The sequence below is a fragment of the Pseudomonas umsongensis genome, from assembly GCF_002236105.1.
GTDB classification, from domain to species: domain Bacteria; phylum Pseudomonadota; class Gammaproteobacteria; order Pseudomonadales; family Pseudomonadaceae; genus Aquipseudomonas; species Aquipseudomonas umsongensis.
Window position 1 is genome coordinate 1,512,246 of the sequence record NZ_NIWU01000001.1, and the last position, 18,939, is coordinate 1,531,184.

Annotated in this window: 19 protein-coding genes and 1 tRNA gene; 6 read left to right on the top strand and 14 right to left on the bottom strand. The window is 61.9% G+C overall.

Annotation, left to right across the window (positions count from 1 at the left end; genetic code table 11):
• Positions 1-3 precede the first annotated feature (3 nt).
• From imuA to PSUM_RS06640, 3 genes are all read right to left on the bottom strand, one after another.
• Positions 4-621, bottom strand: coding sequence for a translesion DNA synthesis-associated protein ImuA (gene imuA / locus PSUM_RS06630; RefSeq protein WP_020795461.1), 618 nt, complete (start codon positions 619-621; stop codon positions 4-6).
• Positions 621-1,238: a transcriptional repressor LexA gene (gene lexA / locus PSUM_RS06635; RefSeq protein ID WP_020795462.1), complete on the bottom strand. Its 618-nt coding sequence runs from the start codon at positions 1,236-1,238 to the stop codon at positions 621-623. The genes imuA and lexA overlap by 1 nt, the downstream gene beginning before the upstream one ends.
• A gap of 149 nt (positions 1,239-1,387) precedes the next feature.
• Positions 1,388-2,299, bottom strand: coding sequence for a LysR family transcriptional regulator (locus PSUM_RS06640; RefSeq protein WP_083349242.1), 912 nt, complete (start codon positions 2,297-2,299; stop codon positions 1,388-1,390).
• A gap of 103 nt (positions 2,300-2,402) precedes the next feature.
• Here PSUM_RS06640 and PSUM_RS06645 point away from each other — a divergent pair, with 103 nt between their 5' ends.
• Positions 2,403-4,145 (top strand): amidohydrolase, encoded by a 1,743-nt coding sequence (locus PSUM_RS06645; protein WP_083349243.1) that lies wholly within the window; start codon positions 2,403-2,405, stop codon positions 4,143-4,145.
• A 106-nt stretch (positions 4,146-4,251) separates the two neighbouring features.
• A complete protein-coding gene (locus PSUM_RS06650) occupies positions 4,252-4,989 on the top strand; it encodes a TorF family putative porin (RefSeq protein WP_083349244.1) in 738 nt (245 codons plus the stop codon).
• 110 nt (positions 4,990-5,099) lie between these two features.
• On the opposite strand, the gene PSUM_RS06655 is transcribed toward PSUM_RS06650, so the two are convergent.
• From PSUM_RS06655 to PSUM_RS06695, 9 genes are all read right to left on the bottom strand, one after another.
• The gene (locus PSUM_RS06655; protein WP_020800861.1) at positions 5,100-5,384 is read right to left on the bottom strand and encodes a DUF971 domain-containing protein; all 285 of its coding nucleotides are present in this window, start codon (positions 5,382-5,384) and stop codon (positions 5,100-5,102) included.
• Positions 5,381-6,343: a HEAT repeat domain-containing protein gene (locus PSUM_RS06660; RefSeq protein ID WP_083349245.1), complete on the bottom strand. Its 963-nt coding sequence runs from the start codon at positions 6,341-6,343 to the stop codon at positions 5,381-5,383. Before PSUM_RS06660 ends, PSUM_RS06655 begins: the two co-directional genes overlap by 4 nt.
• Positions 6,340-7,188: an ABC transporter ATP-binding protein gene (locus tag PSUM_RS06665; RefSeq protein ID WP_020800863.1), complete on the bottom strand. Its 849-nt coding sequence runs from the start codon at positions 7,186-7,188 to the stop codon at positions 6,340-6,342. The genes PSUM_RS06660 and PSUM_RS06665 overlap by 4 nt, the downstream gene beginning before the upstream one ends.
• Complete coding sequence (locus tag PSUM_RS06670) at positions 7,188-7,961, bottom strand: ABC transporter permease (RefSeq protein ID WP_020800864.1); 774 nt, start codon at positions 7,959-7,961, stop codon at positions 7,188-7,190. The genes PSUM_RS06665 and PSUM_RS06670 overlap by 1 nt, the downstream gene beginning before the upstream one ends.
• Positions 7,962-8,009: 48 nt before the next feature.
• Complete coding sequence (locus tag PSUM_RS06675; RefSeq protein ID WP_020800865.1) at positions 8,010-9,416, bottom strand: ABC transporter substrate-binding protein; 1,407 nt, start codon at positions 9,414-9,416, stop codon at positions 8,010-8,012.
• A gap of 236 nt (positions 9,417-9,652) precedes the next feature.
• Positions 9,653-9,898 carry a 4Fe-4S dicluster domain-containing protein gene (locus tag PSUM_RS06680; RefSeq protein WP_008060065.1) on the bottom strand — a complete coding sequence of 82 codons (246 nt, stop codon included), beginning with the start codon at positions 9,896-9,898 and terminating at the stop codon, positions 9,653-9,655.
• Between the two features lie 26 nt (positions 9,899-9,924).
• Positions 9,925-11,655 carry a fumarate reductase/succinate dehydrogenase flavoprotein subunit gene (locus tag PSUM_RS06685; protein WP_020799174.1) on the bottom strand — a complete coding sequence of 577 codons (1,731 nt, stop codon included), beginning with the start codon at positions 11,653-11,655 and terminating at the stop codon, positions 9,925-9,927.
• A complete protein-coding gene (locus PSUM_RS06690; protein WP_033042528.1) occupies positions 11,652-12,404 on the bottom strand; it encodes a GntR family transcriptional regulator in 753 nt (250 codons plus the stop codon). Before PSUM_RS06690 ends, PSUM_RS06685 begins: the two co-directional genes overlap by 4 nt.
• Before the next feature lie 178 nt (positions 12,405-12,582).
• Positions 12,583-13,470: a Dyp-type peroxidase gene (locus PSUM_RS06695; protein ID WP_033042825.1), complete on the bottom strand. Its 888-nt coding sequence runs from the start codon at positions 13,468-13,470 to the stop codon at positions 12,583-12,585.
• 260 nt (positions 13,471-13,730) lie between these two features.
• Between PSUM_RS06695 and PSUM_RS06700 the strand changes: the two genes are divergently transcribed.
• Both PSUM_RS06700 and PSUM_RS06705 read left to right on the top strand, forming a co-directional pair.
• Entirely contained in the window at positions 13,731-15,356 is a 1,626-nt protein-coding gene (locus tag PSUM_RS06700; protein WP_020799171.1) for an NADP-dependent glyceraldehyde-3-phosphate dehydrogenase, read from the top strand.
• A 104-nt stretch (positions 15,357-15,460) separates the two neighbouring features.
• Positions 15,461-16,423, top strand: coding sequence for an FUSC family protein (locus PSUM_RS06705; protein ID WP_052024714.1), 963 nt, complete (start codon positions 15,461-15,463; stop codon positions 16,421-16,423).
• Positions 16,424-16,429: 6 nt separating this feature from the next.
• Here the strand turns inward: PSUM_RS06705 and PSUM_RS06710 are convergent, their stop codons facing one another.
• Positions 16,430-17,323: a DMT family transporter gene (locus PSUM_RS06710; RefSeq protein ID WP_033045090.1), complete on the bottom strand. Its 894-nt coding sequence runs from the start codon at positions 17,321-17,323 to the stop codon at positions 16,430-16,432.
• Between the two features lie 136 nt (positions 17,324-17,459).
• On the opposite strand from PSUM_RS06710, the gene PSUM_RS06715 reads away from it, so the two are divergent.
• Positions 17,460-17,897, top strand: coding sequence for an Lrp/AsnC family transcriptional regulator (locus tag PSUM_RS06715; RefSeq protein ID WP_007987480.1), 438 nt, complete (start codon positions 17,460-17,462; stop codon positions 17,895-17,897).
• A gap of 68 nt (positions 17,898-17,965) precedes the next feature.
• On the opposite strand, the gene PSUM_RS06720 is transcribed toward PSUM_RS06715, so the two are convergent.
• Positions 17,966-18,637 (bottom strand): Bax inhibitor-1/YccA family protein, encoded by a 672-nt coding sequence (locus PSUM_RS06720; RefSeq protein WP_008060078.1) that lies wholly within the window; start codon positions 18,635-18,637, stop codon positions 17,966-17,968.
• Positions 18,638-18,760: 123 nt separating this feature from the next.
• On the opposite strand from PSUM_RS06720, the gene PSUM_RS06725 reads away from it, so the two are divergent.
• A tRNA-Ser gene (locus PSUM_RS06725) sits at positions 18,761-18,848 on the top strand.
• Positions 18,849-18,939 lie beyond the last annotated feature (91 nt).

An 18,939-nucleotide genomic window follows, 5' to 3' on the forward strand; every position in this document is an offset into this window, starting at 1 on the left:
ACCTCAATGCCCCACGGCGAAGGCAATCGGCGCCGAGCGGGCCAATCCGCCGCGGCACTTGAGCACCCGTAATTGCGCGGGCTTGGCATCGATGGCGATGCGCAGGGCCGCTGGCGAAGGGTTGATCGCTTCGCTGAGCGAGCGATAGGCGAACGCCAGGGTCGAGCCGGTTTCCGCCGCCACCTGCAAGCGGCGCAAGGCGCGGTCATCGGCCTTGTGCGGCCAGCACAGCACCGCACCACAACTGCCCGAACGCAGGCATTGTTCCGCCGCCCACAACGCATCGCGCTCGCTGGCCTGGATGATCGACAACTGGCGCAGATCGACCCCGGCGTTCTGCCAGGCCTGGGGGTATGGCACGCAGGGCGGCGCCACCAGCACAATGCGCTCGCCCGCCGCCGATAGCCGCGCCAGCGCCGGCCACACCAGTTGCAACTCGCCCACGCCCTGCCCGGCCAGGAGGATTTCCGTCAGCGCCGCCTCCGGCCAACCGCCCGTGGGCAGTGCCGCATCCAGTGCGGCATGGCCGGTGGGTTGCGGGCTGGCGGCCGGCGGCGCAGGCCGGCCCCTCCAGACCTGGCCGCCATTGAACAGCGTATCCAGCGCAACGACGGCACCCATCAGCCTTGCCTCACCAGGCCGCAGAACACCCCTTCGATGGCCAGGTCCCGGTCGGCCTCGACGATGATCGGTTGATAGGCCGGGTTGCGCGGCAACAGGCGAACCTGGTCGCCAACCCGCTCGAAGCGCTTGATGGTGACTTCACCGTCGAGCCGCGCCACGACGATCTGGCCATTGATGGCCTCGGGGCTGCGGTGCACGCCCACCAGGTCGCCGTCGAGAATGCCGTCCTCGATCATCGAGTCGCCGCGCACCCGCAGCATGTAGTCCGGCACCCGCGAGAAAATCGATGGGTCGAGCAACAAGCGGCTATGGACCTCGGCATCGGCACCGATCGGCGCACCGGCCGCCACCCGGCCGAGCACCGGGATGTCCAGCAGCTCGGGACGCGGCGGCTGGCCGAGCAAGCGAATGCCCCGGGCCTGATGTGGATTGACCTCGATAAAACCGGCTTCGGTCAGCGCCAGCACATGCTTGCGCGCGACGCTGCGGGAGGCGAAGCCGAACGCCTCGCTGATTTCAGCGAGGCTCGGGGACTGACCATGCTCCGCGATTCGATCACGGATAAAAGTCAGGATGGCGGTACGGCGGGGAGTTAATGTCGTCATGGAGTACATTTGTACTCTTTCCGCAATTTCCTGGCAAGCCCCTACCCCCTGTAGGAGCGAGCATGCTCGCGAAAAACCCGAGGCCGTTGCGGGGTATCAGGCCCCCCGCGTTATCGTTGACGACCATCGTCGGAACGCCGCCCGGAGCATGCTCGCTCCTACAGAGGCTCCGCCAGAAACGCCGTGATGTAATCGATGAACGCCAGCACCTTGGCCGTGGCCCGCCGATGGCTGGGGTACACCGCCAGGATGTGCGGACCGAAGCTGTCCGGGTCGATGTCGTAGTCGGCCATCACCCGCACCAGGCGCCCTTCGGCAATGTACGGCGCCGCGCTCCACAACGGCGTATGCAGCAACCCGCGCCCGGCCAGGGCATTGGCCAGCAGTAAGTCGTAGTTGTCGCTGCGCAAGCGGGGTGCCTGGGGTTGCGGCGAGCTCAAACGTTGGCCGTCGCGCTCGGCCCACCAGAATTCGCGGCTGAGCAAAGGATGGCGGTACAGCAACCATTCGTGCTCATCGAGGGTCTGCGGGGTGACCGCCAGCCCCTTGCGCGCCAGATACTCCGGGCTGGCGCACAGCGCCAGGCGATTGCTGCCAACGACGCGGGCAATCAACCCCGGCAAGTCGTCATGCCCTTCACGCAAGGCCAGGTCGTAGCCGCTTTCCAGCAGATTGACGAACTCGTCACACAGGTCCACTTGCAGGTTGATCTGCGGGTATTGCTCGAGAAAACCGCCACACACCTGATCGAGAAAGGCCTGCCCATAGGCCAGCGGCGCGGTGATTTTCAGACTGCCGCGCAAACCGTGCTGCAACTGCTCGATTTCCTCGCCGGCCTCGTCCAGTCGCTGCAATACCTGGCGCGCGGTTTCCAGGTACAGCCGCCCGGATTCCGTGAGCAAGATCCGCCGGGTACTGCGCTCGAACAATCGCGCGCCGAGTTCCGCTTCCAGGTGATTGACCGCTTTGGTCAGGGCCGACGGGGTCTTGCCCAACTGCTCGGCGGCGCGACTGAAGCTGCCCAGTTGTGCGGTGACCACGAACATTTTCAGTGCACCCAGCTTGTCCATTCTTTTTCCATTCAGGCAAAAACGTTTTTCGTGAGCGAGGCGTTCTGCCGAGCGCGGTAAGCCACTAGTCTGGCCATCAGACGCAATAACAAGGAAACATTCAATGAAAAAATTCATCCCGAATCTGTTGCTGGTGGCAGTCAGTTTTGCCTCGTTGGAAGCCATGGCCGCGACTGACCTGGTGCTGTTCAACGGCAAGATCTTCACTGCCGACCGCAACCAGCCCAAGGTCCAGGCGCTGGCGGTACAGGACGGTAAAGTGTTGCAAGCAGGCAGCGATGCGCAGATCAAGGCCCTGATCGATTCGGGAACCAAGGTCGTCGACCTGGGTGGCAAGACCCTGATGCCAGGCCTGATCGACACCCACTCCCACGCGATCTTCGGCGGATTGGAGATGGTTTCGGCCAACATGGAAGATGAAGTGGTCGATCTGGACGAACTGGAAAAACGCCTGCGGGCCTGGCGTGAAGACGGAAAGGCCAAACACGGCGACATCCTGAGCGTGGCCGGTATGAGTTCGGCCTACTGGGCGCAATCTGAAGCCTTGGGCAAGAAATTCAACAGCGGCGAATGGGCCGACGTGCCCGTGGTGTTCACCGGCAGTGACCATCACACGGCCTGGGCCAACAACGTGATGCTCAAGCGCGCAGGCATTGATGCGGCGCTGCTGAAAACACTGCCAGGCGCCGAGAAAGACACCATTGGCAAACTCGCCGACGGCCGCCCCAACGGCTTCCTGGTGGACGCCGGCTGGGACCGCGTGGCCGCGAAAATGCCCTCGCCGAGCGCCACTGACATGCTCAAGGCGGCGCAAACCGCCGTGAGCTACAACAACAGCCTGGGCATCACCGCCTGGATGGACCCGGCCGCCAACGCCGCGCCCGGCGAGCCGGTGTTTGCACTCAAACCCACGGAGAAAACCGTCGGTGTCCTGCCGGTGTACAAGGCCCTGTCCGAAAGCGGCGGCATGACCGCCCACGTCGCGGCGCTGCTGGTGGCCAACGGCAAAAGCGTGCCGTCCGATCTCGACACCCTGGACAAGGTCCGCCAACAATTCCAGGGCATCCCCAACCTGACGCTGCCCGGTATCAAGATCTTCGCCGACGGCGTGATCGAGTACCCGGCCCAGAGCGCCGCGATGATCGATCCGTACACCAACTCGCACAAACCGGGCGAACTGTTGATCGACCCGAAGCATTTCGGCGAGCTGGTCAGCGCCATCGATCAGCGCGGCTGGCGGGTACACATCCATGCCATCGGCGACCGCGCGGTCCGCGAATCGCTGAACGGCATCGCCCAGGCGCGCAAAGACCGACAGAGCGGTGTGACCCACTCCATCACGCACCTGCAGATCGTCAATCCGAAAGAATTCGCCCGCTTCAAACCGCTCGACGTCATCGCCTCGATGCAACTGCTCTGGGCCAGCGCCGACGATTACACCACGGACATGATCAAGCCTTACGTCAGCGCCCTGGCGTTCCGTTACCAATACCCGGCGCATTCTTTGCTCAAACAGGGCGCGACCATCGCCGGGGCCAGTGACTGGCCAGTGTCTTCGCCCAACCCGTGGAACGCCATGGCCCAGGCCATGACGCGGGTGGGTCCGCTGGGGGTGCTCAACGCCGATGAACGCATCGACCGCGAAACCATGTTCTATGCCTACACGCTCAATGCCGCACGCACCCTTGGCCTGGATAAACAGATCGGCTCGCTGAGCGCCGGTAAACAGGCCGACTTCATCGTGGTCGATCGTGATGTGTTCAGCATCGACGAAAAAGCCCTGCATGAAACCCAAGTGCTACAGACCTGGTTCGCCGGTCGGCAGGTCTACGCGCAACCCCTCTAATAAAAACCACAACCACACCCCTGCCCGACCTCGTGTTTTTCAACACGGGGCACGGCGCAGCCTTGTCCGATTTCTGCCCATAACAATCACAATAGCGGGACGTACCATGAAAGCTTTCACACTGTTCGCCCTCGGCTCCTTGAGCCTGCTGCCTTTGAGCAGCCAAGCCATCCCCTTGAACGATGATTTCGCCTTGTTGCTGGACGTGACAATGGCCAGCGATTATCGAACCCGCGGCATCTCGCAGACTCAGAACGACCCGACACTGCAAGCCGGCGCAACCCTGGCCCACAGCAGCGGCCTGTACCTGGGCGCATGGACCTCCAACGTCGACTTTGGCGGCGGCCTGAAAACCCGGCAGGAGGTCGACTACTATGCCGGTTGGTTGTGGCAGGCCACCGATGACGTCAGCCTCGACCTGGGCTACCTCAAATATTCTTACCCGAAAGAGAGCCAGTTCAACCAGAGCGAGGCCTACGGCATTCTCAGCGTCTACGGGGTAAAACTCGGCGCCTACTACTCCGCCGATGCGCCGGGTATCGATAGCGAGCAGAACTCGCTCTACAGCTATATCGGTTACGAAACCGAGCTGCCCTACGGCGTTGGCCTCAAACTGCGCTACGGCGACATGGACTTCAAGGACCCGCACCTGTACTCACGCTCGGGTGAAGCTGAAGACTCGTACCGTGAGTGGGAGCTCAAGCTGACCCATGAACTGGCGGGTGTGATGCTGGGCCTGAGCTACATCGACACCGACCTGTCGAAGAGCCAATGCCTGAGCAATTGGGGCTTCGACGATGTGTGCAGCGCGACGGTAGTGGCGAGCGTCAGCAAGTCCTTCTGATTGCCCTGGCCCCCCTGTAGGAGCGAGCATGCTCGCGATGGACTCAAGAACGCCGCGTTTAACCAGAAACCACGCGTTAACGTTAACGACCATCGCGAGCATGCTCGCTCCTACAGGTTTGGAGTTAATCCTTCGAGATAGGCCCATGGATATATTCCGCGTTCATGCCCATCACTGAACACCAGTTGCAACCCATACCCCTGGGAATTCACCTCGATCAGCCGAACGCGGGCATCGACCAGCGGCGCCATCCCGCGCAATCGAAACGCCCGGCATTGCGAACACGGGCACTGGCGGCGCAGCTCGGCATGGTCCAGCCACTGCTCGCGGCCATCCGGCCAGTTCAGTCGCAGCTGCTGCCTGCTCCGGGAATTGCCGATGGCCACCGGGTTCATTGCAGCTGACTCAGGGCAATGCGCACCGCCTTGCGCACTTCCGGATCACCATCGTCTTGCGCGGCCTGCAGCGGTGCGATCGCGCCTTTTTCATTCAACTCGCCGAGGGCCAGGGCGGCTTCCTTGCGCAGGTTGCTGATGCGGTGGCCGAGGATTTCGATCAGCGCGTCCAGTGCCTGGGCGTAACGCAAGCGGCCGAGACTGCGGGTGGCGCGCAGGCGGACTTGCCAGTAATCGTCGCTCAGGGCTTGGACCAATGCCGGGCCGGCGTCGATGTGGCCGACCTTGCCCAGGGTGGTGGCGGCTTCCTCGCGCACTTGCCAGGCCTGGTCCTGCAAGGCTTGGCGCAGGGCCGGCAGCACCTGCTCGTCAGACGCCAGGCCGAGTGCACCGGTGGCGGCGCGGCGCACTTCGGTGTCCGGGTCTGCACTTGCCAGTCGAGCCAGGGCCGGCAAGGCGTCGAGCTGTTTGAGCCAACCCAGCACGCCGACGGCTTCACGGCGGACATTGGCCTCCTGATCGCTCAACGCAACCAGCGCCGCCGGGGCCGCTTGCGGGTAGCGCAATTCACGCAAGGCCCTGAACGCAGCGATGCGCACGTCGATGTCGGCATGCCCGGTCCACGGCAGGATCACCTCACCCGCCGCTTCGCTCTTGAGCAGACTGAGGCTTTGCGCCGCGGCGGCTTGCACCGCTGCGGATGGATCGGTCAGGGCCTGGCACAGCGCTTCGACCACAGGCTCGTCCTCCCAGGCTTCGAGTAACCGCGCGGCTTCGGCACGGACGTCTTCCGCCGGGTCTTCAGCCAGCCGGTTGACCAGCCACAGCAGCCCGTCCGCTTCTTCCAGGTCGGCCAGTTCGATCAGGGCGATGCGGCGCACGCCGGCATCGTCGTCAGTCAGGCGTGGTTGCAGGGCGAGAATGTCATCGTTATCGGTTACATCGAATAGTGAGGTCATAGGGCAAATCGCGGCAGTTTGTTTTCTGGGGGAAGTCCGAGAGGGTTCAGGCGGGGCAGCTGCCGACCGTCTTCGTGACGCAGGAGTTCGAGGCAGTGACGTTTCAAGCGGGAAAATTCGTGGCTGGTCACCAGTGCGGTGGTGCGTGGCCGGGGGAAATCCAGGCGCAGGTCTTCGATGATCCGACCGGGACGCGTACTCATCACCAGCAGGCGATCGGCGAGGAACAGCGCCTCGTCGATGTCATGGGTGACGAACACCACGGTGGTGCGAATGCGCGTCCAGATGTCCAGCAGCAGTTCCTGCATGTTCAAGCGGGTCAGGGCATCGAGAGCGCCAAAGGGCTCGTCCATGAGTAATAGCCGTGGCCGATTGACCAACACCCGGGCGATTTCCACCCGTTGCTGCATGCCACCGGACAACTGATCCGGCCAGCGCTCGGCGAAGCCTTCAAGGCCGACCAGGGCGAGGATTTCATCGGCGGCCTTGTCGCGTTCGGCTTTACCGATGCCGCGCATTTTCAGGCCGAACGCAACGTTGTCGCGCACCGTGCGCCAAGGGAACAGTGTGTGCTGCTGAAACACCATGCCGCGTTGCGGCGACGGGCCGGACACCGCCGCGCCATCAACCTTGAGGCTGCCAGCGCGTGGTTGCAGGTGCCCGGCCAGGGCGCCGAGCAAGGTCGACTTGCCGCAACCGGACGGCCCGAGGATGCACACGAACTGCCCTGGTTCGATCAGGCAATCGAGGCCCTGCACAGCTTCGAAGGCCGCGCTGCCCTCGCCCAGGCTGATCGACAAACCGCGAATATCGATCCGCCCTTCGGGCTGTTGAAAAACACTCATCAGGCTTTTCCTCGTGGTCGATGCCAGGGTGTGAATACACCGCCCAGGCGTTTGATCAGCAGGCTGCTGCCCATCCCGAGTACGCCGATCAGCAACATGCCGACCACAATGTCGGGGTAGTTCTGGATGGTGTAGGACTCCCAGGTGTAATAGCCGATGCCGTATTGGCCGGAGATCATCTCGGCGGTCACCAGGCAAAACCACGACGTGCCCATGCCGATGGAAAGGCCGGTGATGACGCTCGGTGCGGCCCCCGGCAGAATCACTTCCAGCAGCATCGCCCGTCGCCCTGCCCCGAGGCTTTTCGCCGAAGCGATCAGCCGTGGATCGACGCCTTCGACGCCGTGCACGGTGTTGAGCAGGATCGGGAACAAGGCGCCGGTAAAGGTGATGAAGACCATCGACAGCTCGGACGAGGGGAACATCAGGATCGCCAGGGGAATCCAGGCCACGGCGGGAATTGGGCGCAGCACTTCCAGCGGTGGCAGCAGCAAGTCTTCGGCCCATTTCGAGCGGCCGATGGCCAGGCCCAGCGCGACGCCGATCACCAATGCCGCGAGGTAACCGGCGAAGACCCGGCTGAGGCTGCTGCCAAGGTGTCGGGCGAGTTTTCCGGAGTCACCGAGGCCCAGTGCCGCTTCAATCACGGCAAGGGGTGTCGGGACGTTGGCGAAAGTCACCAGGCCGAGGTTCCAGTGGTGGCTGGCGGCGAGGTGCCAGAATAAAAGGCAGAGCAGCAGCGAGGCGGCTCGGGGGAGCCATCGTGCAAACATATAACACCTCCGATCGTTCCCACGCTCCGCGTGGGAACGATCACTGACTCAGCGACTGGCCACGGCCTGGGTCGTGGCATCGGTGAAATCGAACACCTTGCCGCCCTGGGCCGTGGCGAATTGCTGGGCCTGGCCCTTGAGCAGAAACGCGCTGAGGCGACCTTGCGCATCACTGGCAAACCACGCCTGGTCGGCCAGCAACTTGATCCCGCTGTCACTGGCCTGGGCATACACCGCGCGGATGTTCTTGCCTTCCTGCTTCAGCGCGGCCAGCGCGGTGAATGCCGCTTGCGCCGAGGCGTACTGACGGACTTTCGGCTCGCCGCGCACCCAGATCTCGGCCACGTGGCTGAAGTCGGTGATGGCCTGGCCACTGCCTGCATCGACGGCCTTGAGCGGCGTCTGCTGGTAATTCGCCAACTGCGCGCTGTAGTCCAGATTGGACGCCTTGAACGCGGCGCGAATGTATTGGTCGTCGATGAAGGTATTCAGGTCGAGGCCGCGATCAGCCTTCTTCAACAGCTTGAGGGTGTCGATGGCGGTGCCGACGGCCTGGCGGTATTCCGGTTTCCAGGTCAAGTCGCGGGTCTGCACGCCGAGCGGGCCGTGGAACAGGTAGTTGACCTCGGCATCGACCCCGGTGACCTTGGCGATCAACTCGCTGTACTTCTCAGGCTCGGCGGCCAGCAGTTGGTTGGCTTCGATGCTCGCGCGCAGGTAGGCGACGACGATTTCAGGGTATTTTTTCGCATAGGCCTGGTCCACCAGCGCACCGTGGAAGGTCGGCGCGCCAGCCTGGGAACCGTCGTAGATCTTGCGTGCGAACCCCCGGCTCGGGAACAGTTCGGCGAACGGCACAAAGTCGGCATGGGCGTCGATCTTGCCGGCCTGCAACGCGGAACCGGCGACTTCCGGTGGCTGGGCAATGATGTTCACGTCCTTGAGCGGGTCCCAACCCTGGGCCGCTACAGCGCGCAGCAACATGCCATGGGCAGTGGACGCGAACGGAACGGAAATGGTCTTGCCCTTGAGCTCGGCCAGTGACTGCACGCCCGACGCGCTCGGCACCACGATGCCGTTGCCACTGCCCTGGGTGCTGCCCGACAGCACGCTGATGAACAGGCTGTGCTTGCCGGCAGTTTCAAACGCCACGCCGTTGAACGACCCGGGGAAATCGGCCATGGCGCCGAAGTCGAGCTTGCCGGCGACCATCTCATTGGTCAGCGGCGCGCCGCTGGTGAAGTTCTTCCACTGCACCTCGTACTTGGCGTCCTTGTACTGGCCATCGTGGGGCAGGTATTTGTCCAGCAGGCCCAGCTCGCGGATCAACAGGCCGCCAGCGGCGCAATTGATGGTGGTGTCCTGGGTGCCGATGGCGATGCGGATGGTCTCCGCCTGCGCCGACAGGGTGAATGATGCCAGTACCAGACCGGCCAAAGCTGCACGCAATATCATGGGTGTTTCCCCTCGAATCATTTATAGGATGTTCGTCTCCGCCACGATCAGGGCGTGGTGGGAAACGAGGGGTGTCTTGAAGCAAGCGTCCGGTGGTTTCCGGGTAGCATTTTATTGTCTGCACTCGCTCCATTGTGGGAGCGAGCCTGCTCGCGAAAGCGTCCTGTCAGTCCACAAAGATGCCAGCTGTGCCGACCTCTTCGCGAGCAGGCTCGCTCCCACATTTGGGCTGTGCTTCAACGCAACAAATAAGGGATATCCACTTTCACGGCGCCAGTCGGGCAGTCCTTTTCGCACGGCATGCAGTACCAGCATTCATCGAAGGCCATGTAGGCCTTTTGCGTGGCCGGGTTGATCGCCAGCAAGTCCATCGGGCAGACGTCGACGCACACCGTGCAGCCCTTGTGGGCGATGCAAAGGTCCTCGTCGACGGTGACCGGAGCATTGGAGCGAAAGAATATTTCCTGGGGTTGGTAGGCCATTTCACGGTTTCTCTCTAGTGTCATGCTCAAGCCGCGTCGGCACCGACCCGCAACCGGTCGTAGGCCTGCATTTCATCGGCGTCCAGTGGGATGATGTAAGGTTCGATGGCTTTCTTGAAACTGGTCATCACGCCGTTTTCGCCCTTCTTCAAGTGGCAATGGCAGAACCAGTCGCTGTCGTTGCGTTGCGGGTGGTCGACCCGATAGTGGTAAAGCCCCCAGCGACTTTCGGCGCGGAACAATGAAGCACGGGCAGCCATTTCGGCGCAGTCGCGGATCATGCTGACTTCCATGGCGCGCATCAGTTCGTGGGCGTTGTGGGCCTTGATCTGATCCAGGTCACGCTGGATGTCGCTGAAGCGTTGCAGGCCGATCTGCATCTTCCTGGTCACTTTCGGCGGCTGCAGGTAGTCGTTGACGAAGCGGCGCAGCTTGTACTCGACCTGGGCCGGTGGCAGGCCGTGTTCGCGATCAAGGGGTGCGTAGACTCGCTGCTTTTCAATTGCGACCTGCTCGGCATCGAGCGCGGAAAACTCGCGTCCGGCGACAAAGTCCGCCGCGTTGGTGCCGGCAAACCAGCCATAGGTGAACGCACCGAGCATGTAGTTGTGCGGCACCGCGGCCATGTCACCGGCCGAATACAGGCCCTTGACCGAGGTCTCGGCCTTCTCGTTGACCCACACGCCCGACGCCGAATGTCCGCTGCAAAAACCGATCTCGGAGATGTGCATCTCGACCATTTGCGTGCGGTAATCGGTACCGCGATTGGCGTGGAACTGACCGCGACTCGGGCGCTCGTTGCTGTGCAGGATCTCTTCGATGTTCTGGATGGTTTCTTCGGCCAGGTGATCGAGCTTGAGGAACACCGGGCCGTTGCCACTTTCGAGCTCCTGATGGAACTCCCACATCATCTGGCCGCTCCAGTAGTCGCACTCGATGAAGCGCTCGCCCTTGTTGTTGGCGGTGTAGCCACCCAAGGGACCGGTGACGTAGGCGCAGGCCGGGCCGTTGTAGTCCTTGATCAGCGGGTTGATCTGGAAGCATTCCAGGTTCGCCAGTTCGGCTCCGGCGTGGTAGGCCATGGCGTAACCGTCGCCGGCATTGGTCGGGTTTTCGTAGGTGCCCATCAGGTAACCCGAAGCCGGCAGGCCCAGGCGTCCGGCGGCACCGCAGGCGAGGATCACGGCCTTGGCCTTGATCACATGGAAGTCGGCCGTGCGGCAATCGAAGCCCATCACGCCGTTGACCGCGCCCTCTTCGTCCTTGAGCAAACGGGTGCAGACCAAGCGATTGGTAATGCTGACCCGCGCCCGCTTCAACTGGCGATACAGGACTTTCTTGATGTCGTGGCCTTCCGGCATCGGCAGCACGTAGGCGCCCATGTGGTGGACCTTTTTCACCGCGTAGTCGCCGGTCTCGTCTTTCTCGAACTTCACGCCCCAGCGGTCTAGCTGTTCGATAGTCTCGAAGCTGTGGGTCGCGTAGGCATACACCGCGGCCTGATTGACGATGCCGTCGTTGGCGATGGTGATTTCCTTGGTGTACTGCTCCGGCGTGGAGTGGCCGGGAATGATCGCGTTGTTGAGGCCGTCCATGCCCATGCTGATCGCGCCGCTGCGCTTGACGTTGGCCTTGTCGATCAACAATACCCGCAAATCGCGGTTGCGTTCCTTGGCCTTGATCGCCGCCATCGGCCCGGCCGTGCCGCCGCCGATCACCACGATGTCGTATTCCTGCTCGAGAGTCGTTCGGGTCATGCCTGCGCCCCTTTTTGCCGGTCGATCCGCAGGCGGTACTGGAAGGCATCGCCACGGTAGTAAAGGTGTTCGAAGTCCACTGGGCGGCCTTCGGCGTCGTGGGTCAGGCGCTCGATGCGCATGATCGGCGAGCCGGCCTCGACGTTCAGCGCCTGGGTCAAGTCGCTGTCGGCCAGTACTGCGTCGATGGCCAGGTCGGCGTGGCCGAGGGCCAGTCCGCAGTCGTTTTCCAGGATCAGGAAAATGTCGCGGGTTACCAGATCGGCCTTCTCCAGGCGCTCGCCAAGGGCTTTGGGCAGGTAAGTGATTTCCAGCGAAATCGGTTCGCGGTTGATCAGGCGAACCCGCTTGATCTGCGCCACGGTCTCCCCTTCGGCGACCTGCAAGCGATCGGCGACCAGCTTGTCGGCAGCGATGAACTTGAAGCTGCGCAGGCGGTTGATCACCTCATATCCGCGACCGGTCATGGACTCGGCCAGGCCTTGCAAGGTGCTGACGTTCTGGAAGGTTTTCGGCTTGGCGACGAAGGTACCCTTGCCGTGGATTTTGAAGATCAACCCTTCCTTCTGCAGATCGCCGAGAGCCTGGCGCACCGTGATGCGACTGACCTTGAACAGCGCACCGAGCTCGCTTTCGGAAGGCATCTGGCTGTCTTGCGGGTATTCACCGTCGAGGATGCGCGCACGCAACACATCGCGCAGTTGGGTGTGCAGCGGAACGCTACTAAGCGATAGAACGTTATCGGTCATGAAGATCACTTGTCATAACGAGTTATGACGTGATCTTAGAGTTCTAAGGAATGGCTGAGAAATACTGTTTGGGCATAAGGTTAGATGGAGATCAAAAGATCGCAGCCTTCGGCAGCTCCTACAGGTTTATGCGTTCCACCTGTAGGAGCTGCCGAAGGCTGCGATCTTTTGCTTTTACTCAGCCGATGCGCATGGCCCGCAGATCCAAACGACCATCCTTCAGCGGCGGGCACCAGTAGTAGCCGCCGGTGATCGGCCGGCTGATGCGGTACAAGCCGTCAGTGATTCCGTCTTCCAGGCCGCTCATGCGGCGCAGCTGGACTTCGAAGGCGTCGAGGGAAAAACCGAAGGCCAGGAACATCAACCCGGCTCGCTCGCCTTCGATCCATGGCATCGAGCGGCGAACCACGAACGCCTCAGGGGCAAAGCTCTCCTGGGCGGTGCGTTTGACGTGGGCCGAGATCGGTGCGTCGTCGAGTTCTTCGTTATCGCTCAGGCGACGTCCCATGATGTCATCCGTCTCATGGGACGCCATCGCGCGAAAGCCCTTGAGGTCATGCTGCCACTGCTGGAGCGCGGCGAAGCTGCCGCCCACCATGCCTTCGGCGCCCTCACCCACCAGCGCGGCGGCCGCGGCGGCTTCGTCACGGGGGTTTTCAGTGCCGTCTTCGTAACCGGTCAGGTCATGGCCGTCACGGTGACGGAAACCCTCGGTCACTTGCACCAGGCGCAGGGCCGGGGCCAACGCTGCTTCGAAGGCGTGGCTGCGGTTAAGCAGTTCGCCACGGTCGGTACCGTGCAACCAGCACCAGAGTGCCTGTTGCGTCGACGGATTGTCGACGCCGACACCGCTCAGCGCTGGAAACGCCCGCAAGCCTTCGACATGCCCGCCGAGGGCCTTGACCAGGGACTCACCGAAGCCGACCACCGCCGATTTGCCATCCACCAGTTGCGTCAGCTTGTCCAACGCAGCCGGCAGCGCCGCGGCCGATTCCAGGGCGAAGAACATGTGACGGGCGAGAGGCGGAACAGGGGTGGCAAGAATGCCCGGCTGGTAGTGACTCATGTGAACTCCTTATGAAAGAGCGCGGAGTTTAACCTCGGCACCAGCCATTGTGTGCTCCCAAGTCAAAAGATCGCGTTTCACCCCAACGCCGATTGCGGTCTACGCTTGAAGCACAATAATCACACCTTCACCCCTCTATTCTGCCCATCAGCGCTCGATTGCAGTTAAAAAAACTCATCAACAAGGCGTATAACCCTTGAACTGGATTCTTCAACGGCTAGCCATAAGCGCACGGCTGACATTACACACGGGGTAGCGACATGACGACCGCACAGATTCTTGGCAACCTGTTTCCCGACGCCGGCAGCATCCCGGAAAAATACCGTCTCGACGGCCAGACCGAACAACGCGAGTACCTGGTCGATGGCGTGTTGAAAACCTGGCCAGGTCCACTCGCCCAGGTGCGCAGCCCGGTTTACCTGAGCGGCCCTGGCGGCGATGAACAGGTCATCCTCGGCAGCACGCCGTTGCTGGATGCCGCCACCGCCTTGACCGCCCTCGACGCCGCCGTGCGTGCCTATGACCGCGGCCAGGGTTTGTGGCCGACCATGCGCGTGGCCGAGCGCATCCAGCATGTCGAGACCTTCCTGGGGCGCATGCGTGAACAGCGCGACGCGGTGGTGAAGCTACTGATGTGGGAAATCGGCAAGAACCTCAAGGATTCGGAAAAAGAGTTCGACCGTACCTGCGACTACATCGTCGACACCATCAACGCCCTCAAGGAACTCGACCGCCGCTCCAGCCGCTTCGAACTCGAGCAGGACACTCTCGGTCAGATCCGTCGCGTACCGCTGGGCGTGGCGCTGTGCATGGGGCCCTACAACTACCCGCTGAACGAAACCTTCACCACGCTGATCCCGGCGCTGATCATGGGCAATACCGTAGTGTTCAAGCCGGCCAAGCTTGGCGTGCTGCTGATTCGCCCGTTGCTGGAGGCCTTCCGCGACAGCTTCCCGGCCGGGGTGATCAACGTGATCTACGGCAGCGGGCGTGAGACGGTCAGTGCGCTGATGGCCAGCGGTAACATCGATATCTTTGCCTTCATCGGCACCAACAAGGCCGCCAGCGACCTGAAGAAATTGCACCCGCGCCCTCACCGCTTGCGCGCGGCATTGGGACTCGACGCGAAAAACCCCGGGATCGTCCTGCCGGAAGTGGACCTGGACAATGCGGTGACTGAAGCGCTCACCGGCTCCCTGTCATTCAACGGCCAGCGCTGCACCGCCCTGAAGATCCTGTTTGTCCACGAAGACGTGGTCGAGGCCTTCATCGAGAAATTCAACGCCAGACTGGCCACGCTCAAACCCGGCATGCCGTGGGACAGTGGCGTGGCGCTGACACCTTTGCCGGAATCGGGCAAGGTCGATTACCTGCACTCGCTGGTGGCCGATGCCGTGGGCAAGGGCGCGAAAGTGGTCAACCCCAATGGCGGCGAGGCGCGCGCATCGTTCTTCTACCCCGCCGTGTTGTACCCGGTGACGCCGCAGATGCGGGTCTACCAGGAAGAACAGTTCGGCCCGGTGGTGCCGATCGTGCCCTATCGTCACCTGGACACGGTGATCGACTACGTCCTCGAATCGGACTTCGGCCAGCAACTGAGTATCTTCGGCACGAACCCGGTGGCGGTCGGTCGACTGGTCGACACCTTCGCCAACCAGGTCGGGCGCATCAACCTCAACGCCCAATGCCAGCGCGGCCCGGACACCTACCCGTTCAATGGCCGGAAAAACTCCGCCGAGGGCACGCTGTCGGTGCACGACGCCCTGCGGGTGTTTTCGATTCGCACGCTGGTGGCGACCAAATTCCAGGAGACCAACAAGGATCTCATCAGCGAGATCATCAGTGGCCGCAGTTCAAGCTTCCTGACCACTGACTACATCTTCTGAGGAGAGCCGACCTGAGCGCATCCACGGCTCTTCGCCTGCCACCGCTACTGCGCCGGTTACTGCGTCCGCTATTGGACCCGTACCAGCGCTATCGCCACGCGCGGATGATCCATGCCGTGCGCGTGTCGCTCGGGTTGCTGGCGACGATCCTGCTGACCACCGGCATCCACCTGCCCCACGGCGAGTGGGCCTCAGTGACGATGCTGGTGGTGATCGGCGGCTTGCAGCACCATGGCAACATCGGCAAGAAAGCCGCCGAACGGGCCATCGGCACCCTGGTCGGGGCGGCTATCGGCCTGGTCCTGGTGGTGCAACAGTCCTGGCTCGGCATGCCGTGGCTGACCTATTTCGCCATGGCGGTGGTGTGCGGATTCTTCTCGTACCATGCCATCGGCAAAGGCGGATACACCGCGCTGCTGGCCGGTATCACCGTATTCATCGTCGCCGGGCATGGTGACAATCCGGTCACTGACGGGTTGTGGCGTGGGGTGGATATCCTGATCGGCATTGCCCTGGCCCTGGCATTTTCCTTCGCCCTGCCGCTCTATGCGGTCTATTCCTGGCGGTACAACCTGGCAGATGCGCTGCGTGATTGCGCGGCGGTCTACAGTCGTATCATCACCGGCCAATCGGTGACTGGCGACGAACACCTCAGGCTGATGGGGCGACTGAACACCGTGATGGTGCAACTGCGCTCCCTGATGCCATCGGTGTCCAAGGAAGTGAAGATTTCCATGACCGAACTCGATGCCATTCAACGTCAACTGCGCCTGTGTGTCAGCACCCTTGAGATACTGGGCAATACCCGACCGGATGCCGGCGACCTGCAGTCGGCCTTGAAGGCAGAGCATCGACTGATTCGCGTGCAACTGATTGCCATGGCCCGGGCGCTCAAGTCCGGCGTCCCCCACCGGCTGGAGCGCCCCGTGGCGCTACCGATGGTCAGGCTCGATGTGCCGGTCTACAACGCCCTGGACGGTTACCGCTTGTTGACTGAGCAACTGCTTGCCAACATTGGCGAGATGCGCCAGCGACTGGCCAGGACGGCGCCGCGCTGGAACATCTGAAACGCCTTACGAGGTAACGGTGCGCCGCAATTTCAAGCTCCAGCCCTGCTGCATGCCGGCCGCGGCCAGCAGGATTGCGGCCACCCCGATCCATTGCAGCGGTTCCAGGCGATGGCCGAAGGCAAACCAGTCGACGAAAATCGCCGCGATCGGGTAGATGAACGACAGCGCGCCGGTCAATGCCGTCGGCAATTTCTGGATCGCGCCGTACAACAGCACGTACATCACGCCAGTGTGCACGATGCCCAAGGTGACGAGGCTGCCCCAGGCACTCGGTTCCTGCGGCAGGGCCGAAAAGTGCGCGAATGGCGCAAGCAGCAATACGCCGGTGCTGACCTGGACCAACGCAATCAGATGCGGTGGCGTACCGGTCAGGCGCTTGATGATCAACGCGGCAATCGCATAGAGGAACGCGGCGCCCAAGGCCAGGACGATCCCTATCAGGTACTCGTTACCGCTCTCGCCCTCCCCGCCATGTGCGCTGACAATCGCCAGCATGCCGAGAAACGAAACGCCCAGCCATGCCAGTTTCTGCAGGGTGATTTTCTCGTTGAGGAACACCGCCGCCAGCCCCACCAGCATGAACGGCTGGACGTTGTAGACCGCCGTACCGATGGCTATCGAAGCCCGGGAATAAGAGGCGAACAACAACACCCAGTTGCCGACGATCGCCACACCGCTGAGCACCGCCAACAGGAAGGTGGTACGGGTGAGGATGCCAGGGCGAAGAAAGCCGAACGCCGCGCAAATCAGCAGCAGCGCACCGGCCCCGAACAGGCAGCGCCAGAACACCACGTCCAGCACCGGTTGCCCGGACACCAGCACGAACCAGCCGATGGTCCCGGAGATCAGCATGGCGGCGGTCATTTCGAACGAGCCGCGACGTATTGAGTTGTCCATCATCAGACTCCTGTGGTTGATGGGCAAAGTATGCCAATCGACCGGGGGCTGCTCCAGCGCAAAAAGCAGGCTAAACTTCGAATCTGCCTTTTATGCGAAGGCGATTTCGCAAAACTGCCTAATAGAGGTTTTCGCCATGACCGATGACATCGACCAGGTGCTGATCACCGCCTTGATGGAAGACTCACGACGTTCGCTCAAGGCCCTGGCGCAAATCAGCGGCCTGTCCTCACCCAGCGTTGCCGAGCGCCTGCGGCGTCTTGAAGAGCGCGGTGTGCTCAAGGGCTATACCGTGGAAATCGACCCGAAATGCTTCGGTTATCAGCTGCAGGCCATCGTGCGCATTCGCCCGCTGCCCGGCCAGTTGCAGGAAGTGGAACGGCAGATCATGGCGATTCCCGAGTTCACCGAATGCGACAAGGTCACCGGTGACGACTGCTTCATCGCCCGCCTGCATGTACGCTCGATGGAACAACTGGACACCCTGCTCGACCGCCTCAACACTCACGCCGAAACCAACACCGCCATCGTCAAGAAAACCCCGGTCAAGCGACGCCTGCCGCCAATGGCCTAGCCGCCGGTACATTTGCCAAGAACAAAAAAAAACCCGCCGAAGCGGGTTTTTTCAATCATGGCTGGCGATCAATCATCGCGGCTCATGATGCCAAACAGCTGCAACAAGCTGATGAACAGGTTGTAGATCGATACATACAGGCTGATGGTGGCCATGATGTAGTTACGCTCGCCGCCGTGGATGATGGCGCTGGTCTGGAACAGGATGCAGACCGAGGAAAACAGCACGAAGCCCGCGCTGATCGCCAGTTGCAGGCCGCTGATCTGGAAGAAGAAGCTCGCAACCACCGCACCCAGCAACACGAAGAAACCCGCCGTGATGAAGCCACTGAGGAAACTCATGTCCTTGCGCGAGATCAGCACATAAGCCGACAGGCCACCGAATACCAGTGCGGTCATGGCAAAGGCCGAGCTAACCACTTCGGCGCCGCCCTGCATGCCCAGGTAACGGTTGAGGATCGGACCGAGCAGGAAACCCATGAAACCGGTCAGGGCAAAGGCCGACACCAGGCCCCAGGCGGAATCACGAAGCTTGTTGGTGAGGAAGAAAAGGCCGTAGAAGCCGATCAGCACCACGAAAATGTTCGGGTAGCCGACACGCATCTGCTGGGCAACGTACGCCATCACACCACTGAAGGCGAGCGTCAGAGCCAGCAAGCCGTATGTGTTGCGCAGGACGCGACTAACCTCTAGCTGCTCAGCCTGCACGCTGTTGTTCACTGCGTAATCCTGTTCGCGCATGGCGACACTCCTGTTGGTTTGAAACGTTCAGTCGCAAAGATCATAACAGACGCCCTGTAACAAGCTATGCAGAGAGTTTGACAGTGTGTTTCATTCAGGTATTATGGCGCCCGCAACACAAACGGAGGTGTGGCCGAGTGGTTTAAGGCAACGGTCTTGAAAACCGTCGACTGTAACAGGTCCATGAGTTCGAATCCCATCGCCTCCGCCATCTTATGTATGACAAAGCCCTGATTATTCAGGGCTTTTTCGTTTCCGGGATTTGGATTTCCCTTTCGGTACTTCTGTAAAACAAGGAGGTT

Bases quoted from the DNA above. Each gene is read 5' to 3' on its own strand.
- lexA (WP_020795462.1), bottom strand. From the start codon at position 1,238: ATGTACTCCATGACGACATTAACTCCCCGCCGTACCGCCATCCTGACT.
- PSUM_RS06645 (WP_083349243.1), top strand. From the start codon at position 2,403: ATGAAAAAATTCATCCCGAATCTGTTGCTGGTGGCAGTCAGTTTTGCC.
- PSUM_RS06640 (WP_083349242.1), bottom strand. From the start codon at position 2,299: ATGGACAAGCTGGGTGCACTGAAAATGTTCGTGGTCACCGCACAACTG.
- PSUM_RS06665 (WP_020800863.1), bottom strand. From the start codon at position 7,188: ATGAGTGTTTTTCAACAGCCCGAAGGGCGGATCGATATTCGCGGTTTG.
- PSUM_RS06660 (WP_083349245.1), bottom strand. From the start codon at position 6,343: ATGACCTCACTATTCGATGTAACCGATAACGATGACATTCTCGCCCTG.
- PSUM_RS06720 (WP_008060078.1), bottom strand. From the start codon at position 18,637: ATGCGCGAACAGGATTACGCAGTGAACAACAGCGTGCAGGCTGAGCAG.
- PSUM_RS06655 (WP_020800861.1), bottom strand. From the start codon at position 5,384: ATGAACCCGGTGGCCATCGGCAATTCCCGGAGCAGGCAGCAGCTGCGA.
- PSUM_RS06715 (WP_007987480.1), top strand. From the start codon at position 17,460: ATGACCGATGACATCGACCAGGTGCTGATCACCGCCTTGATGGAAGAC.
- imuA (WP_020795461.1), bottom strand. From the start codon at position 621: ATGGGTGCCGTCGTTGCGCTGGATACGCTGTTCAATGGCGGCCAGGTC.
- PSUM_RS06695 (WP_033042825.1), bottom strand. From the start codon at position 13,470: ATGAGTCACTACCAGCCGGGCATTCTTGCCACCCCTGTTCCGCCTCTC.
- PSUM_RS06650 (WP_083349244.1), top strand. From the start codon at position 4,252: ATGAAAGCTTTCACACTGTTCGCCCTCGGCTCCTTGAGCCTGCTGCCT.
- PSUM_RS06700 (WP_020799171.1), top strand. From the start codon at position 13,731: ATGACGACCGCACAGATTCTTGGCAACCTGTTTCCCGACGCCGGCAGC.
- PSUM_RS06710 (WP_033045090.1), bottom strand. From the start codon at position 17,323: ATGGACAACTCAATACGTCGCGGCTCGTTCGAAATGACCGCCGCCATG.
- PSUM_RS06675 (WP_020800865.1), bottom strand. From the start codon at position 9,416: ATGATATTGCGTGCAGCTTTGGCCGGTCTGGTACTGGCATCATTCACC.
- PSUM_RS06670 (WP_020800864.1), bottom strand. From the start codon at position 7,961: ATGTTTGCACGATGGCTCCCCCGAGCCGCCTCGCTGCTGCTCTGCCTT.
- PSUM_RS06705 (WP_052024714.1), top strand. From the start codon at position 15,461: ATGATCCATGCCGTGCGCGTGTCGCTCGGGTTGCTGGCGACGATCCTG.
- PSUM_RS06685 (WP_020799174.1), bottom strand. From the start codon at position 11,655: ATGACCCGAACGACTCTCGAGCAGGAATACGACATCGTGGTGATCGGC.
- PSUM_RS06690 (WP_033042528.1), bottom strand. From the start codon at position 12,404: ATGACCGATAACGTTCTATCGCTTAGTAGCGTTCCGCTGCACACCCAA.
- PSUM_RS06680 (WP_008060065.1), bottom strand. From the start codon at position 9,898: ATGGCCTACCAACCCCAGGAAATATTCTTTCGCTCCAATGCTCCGGTC.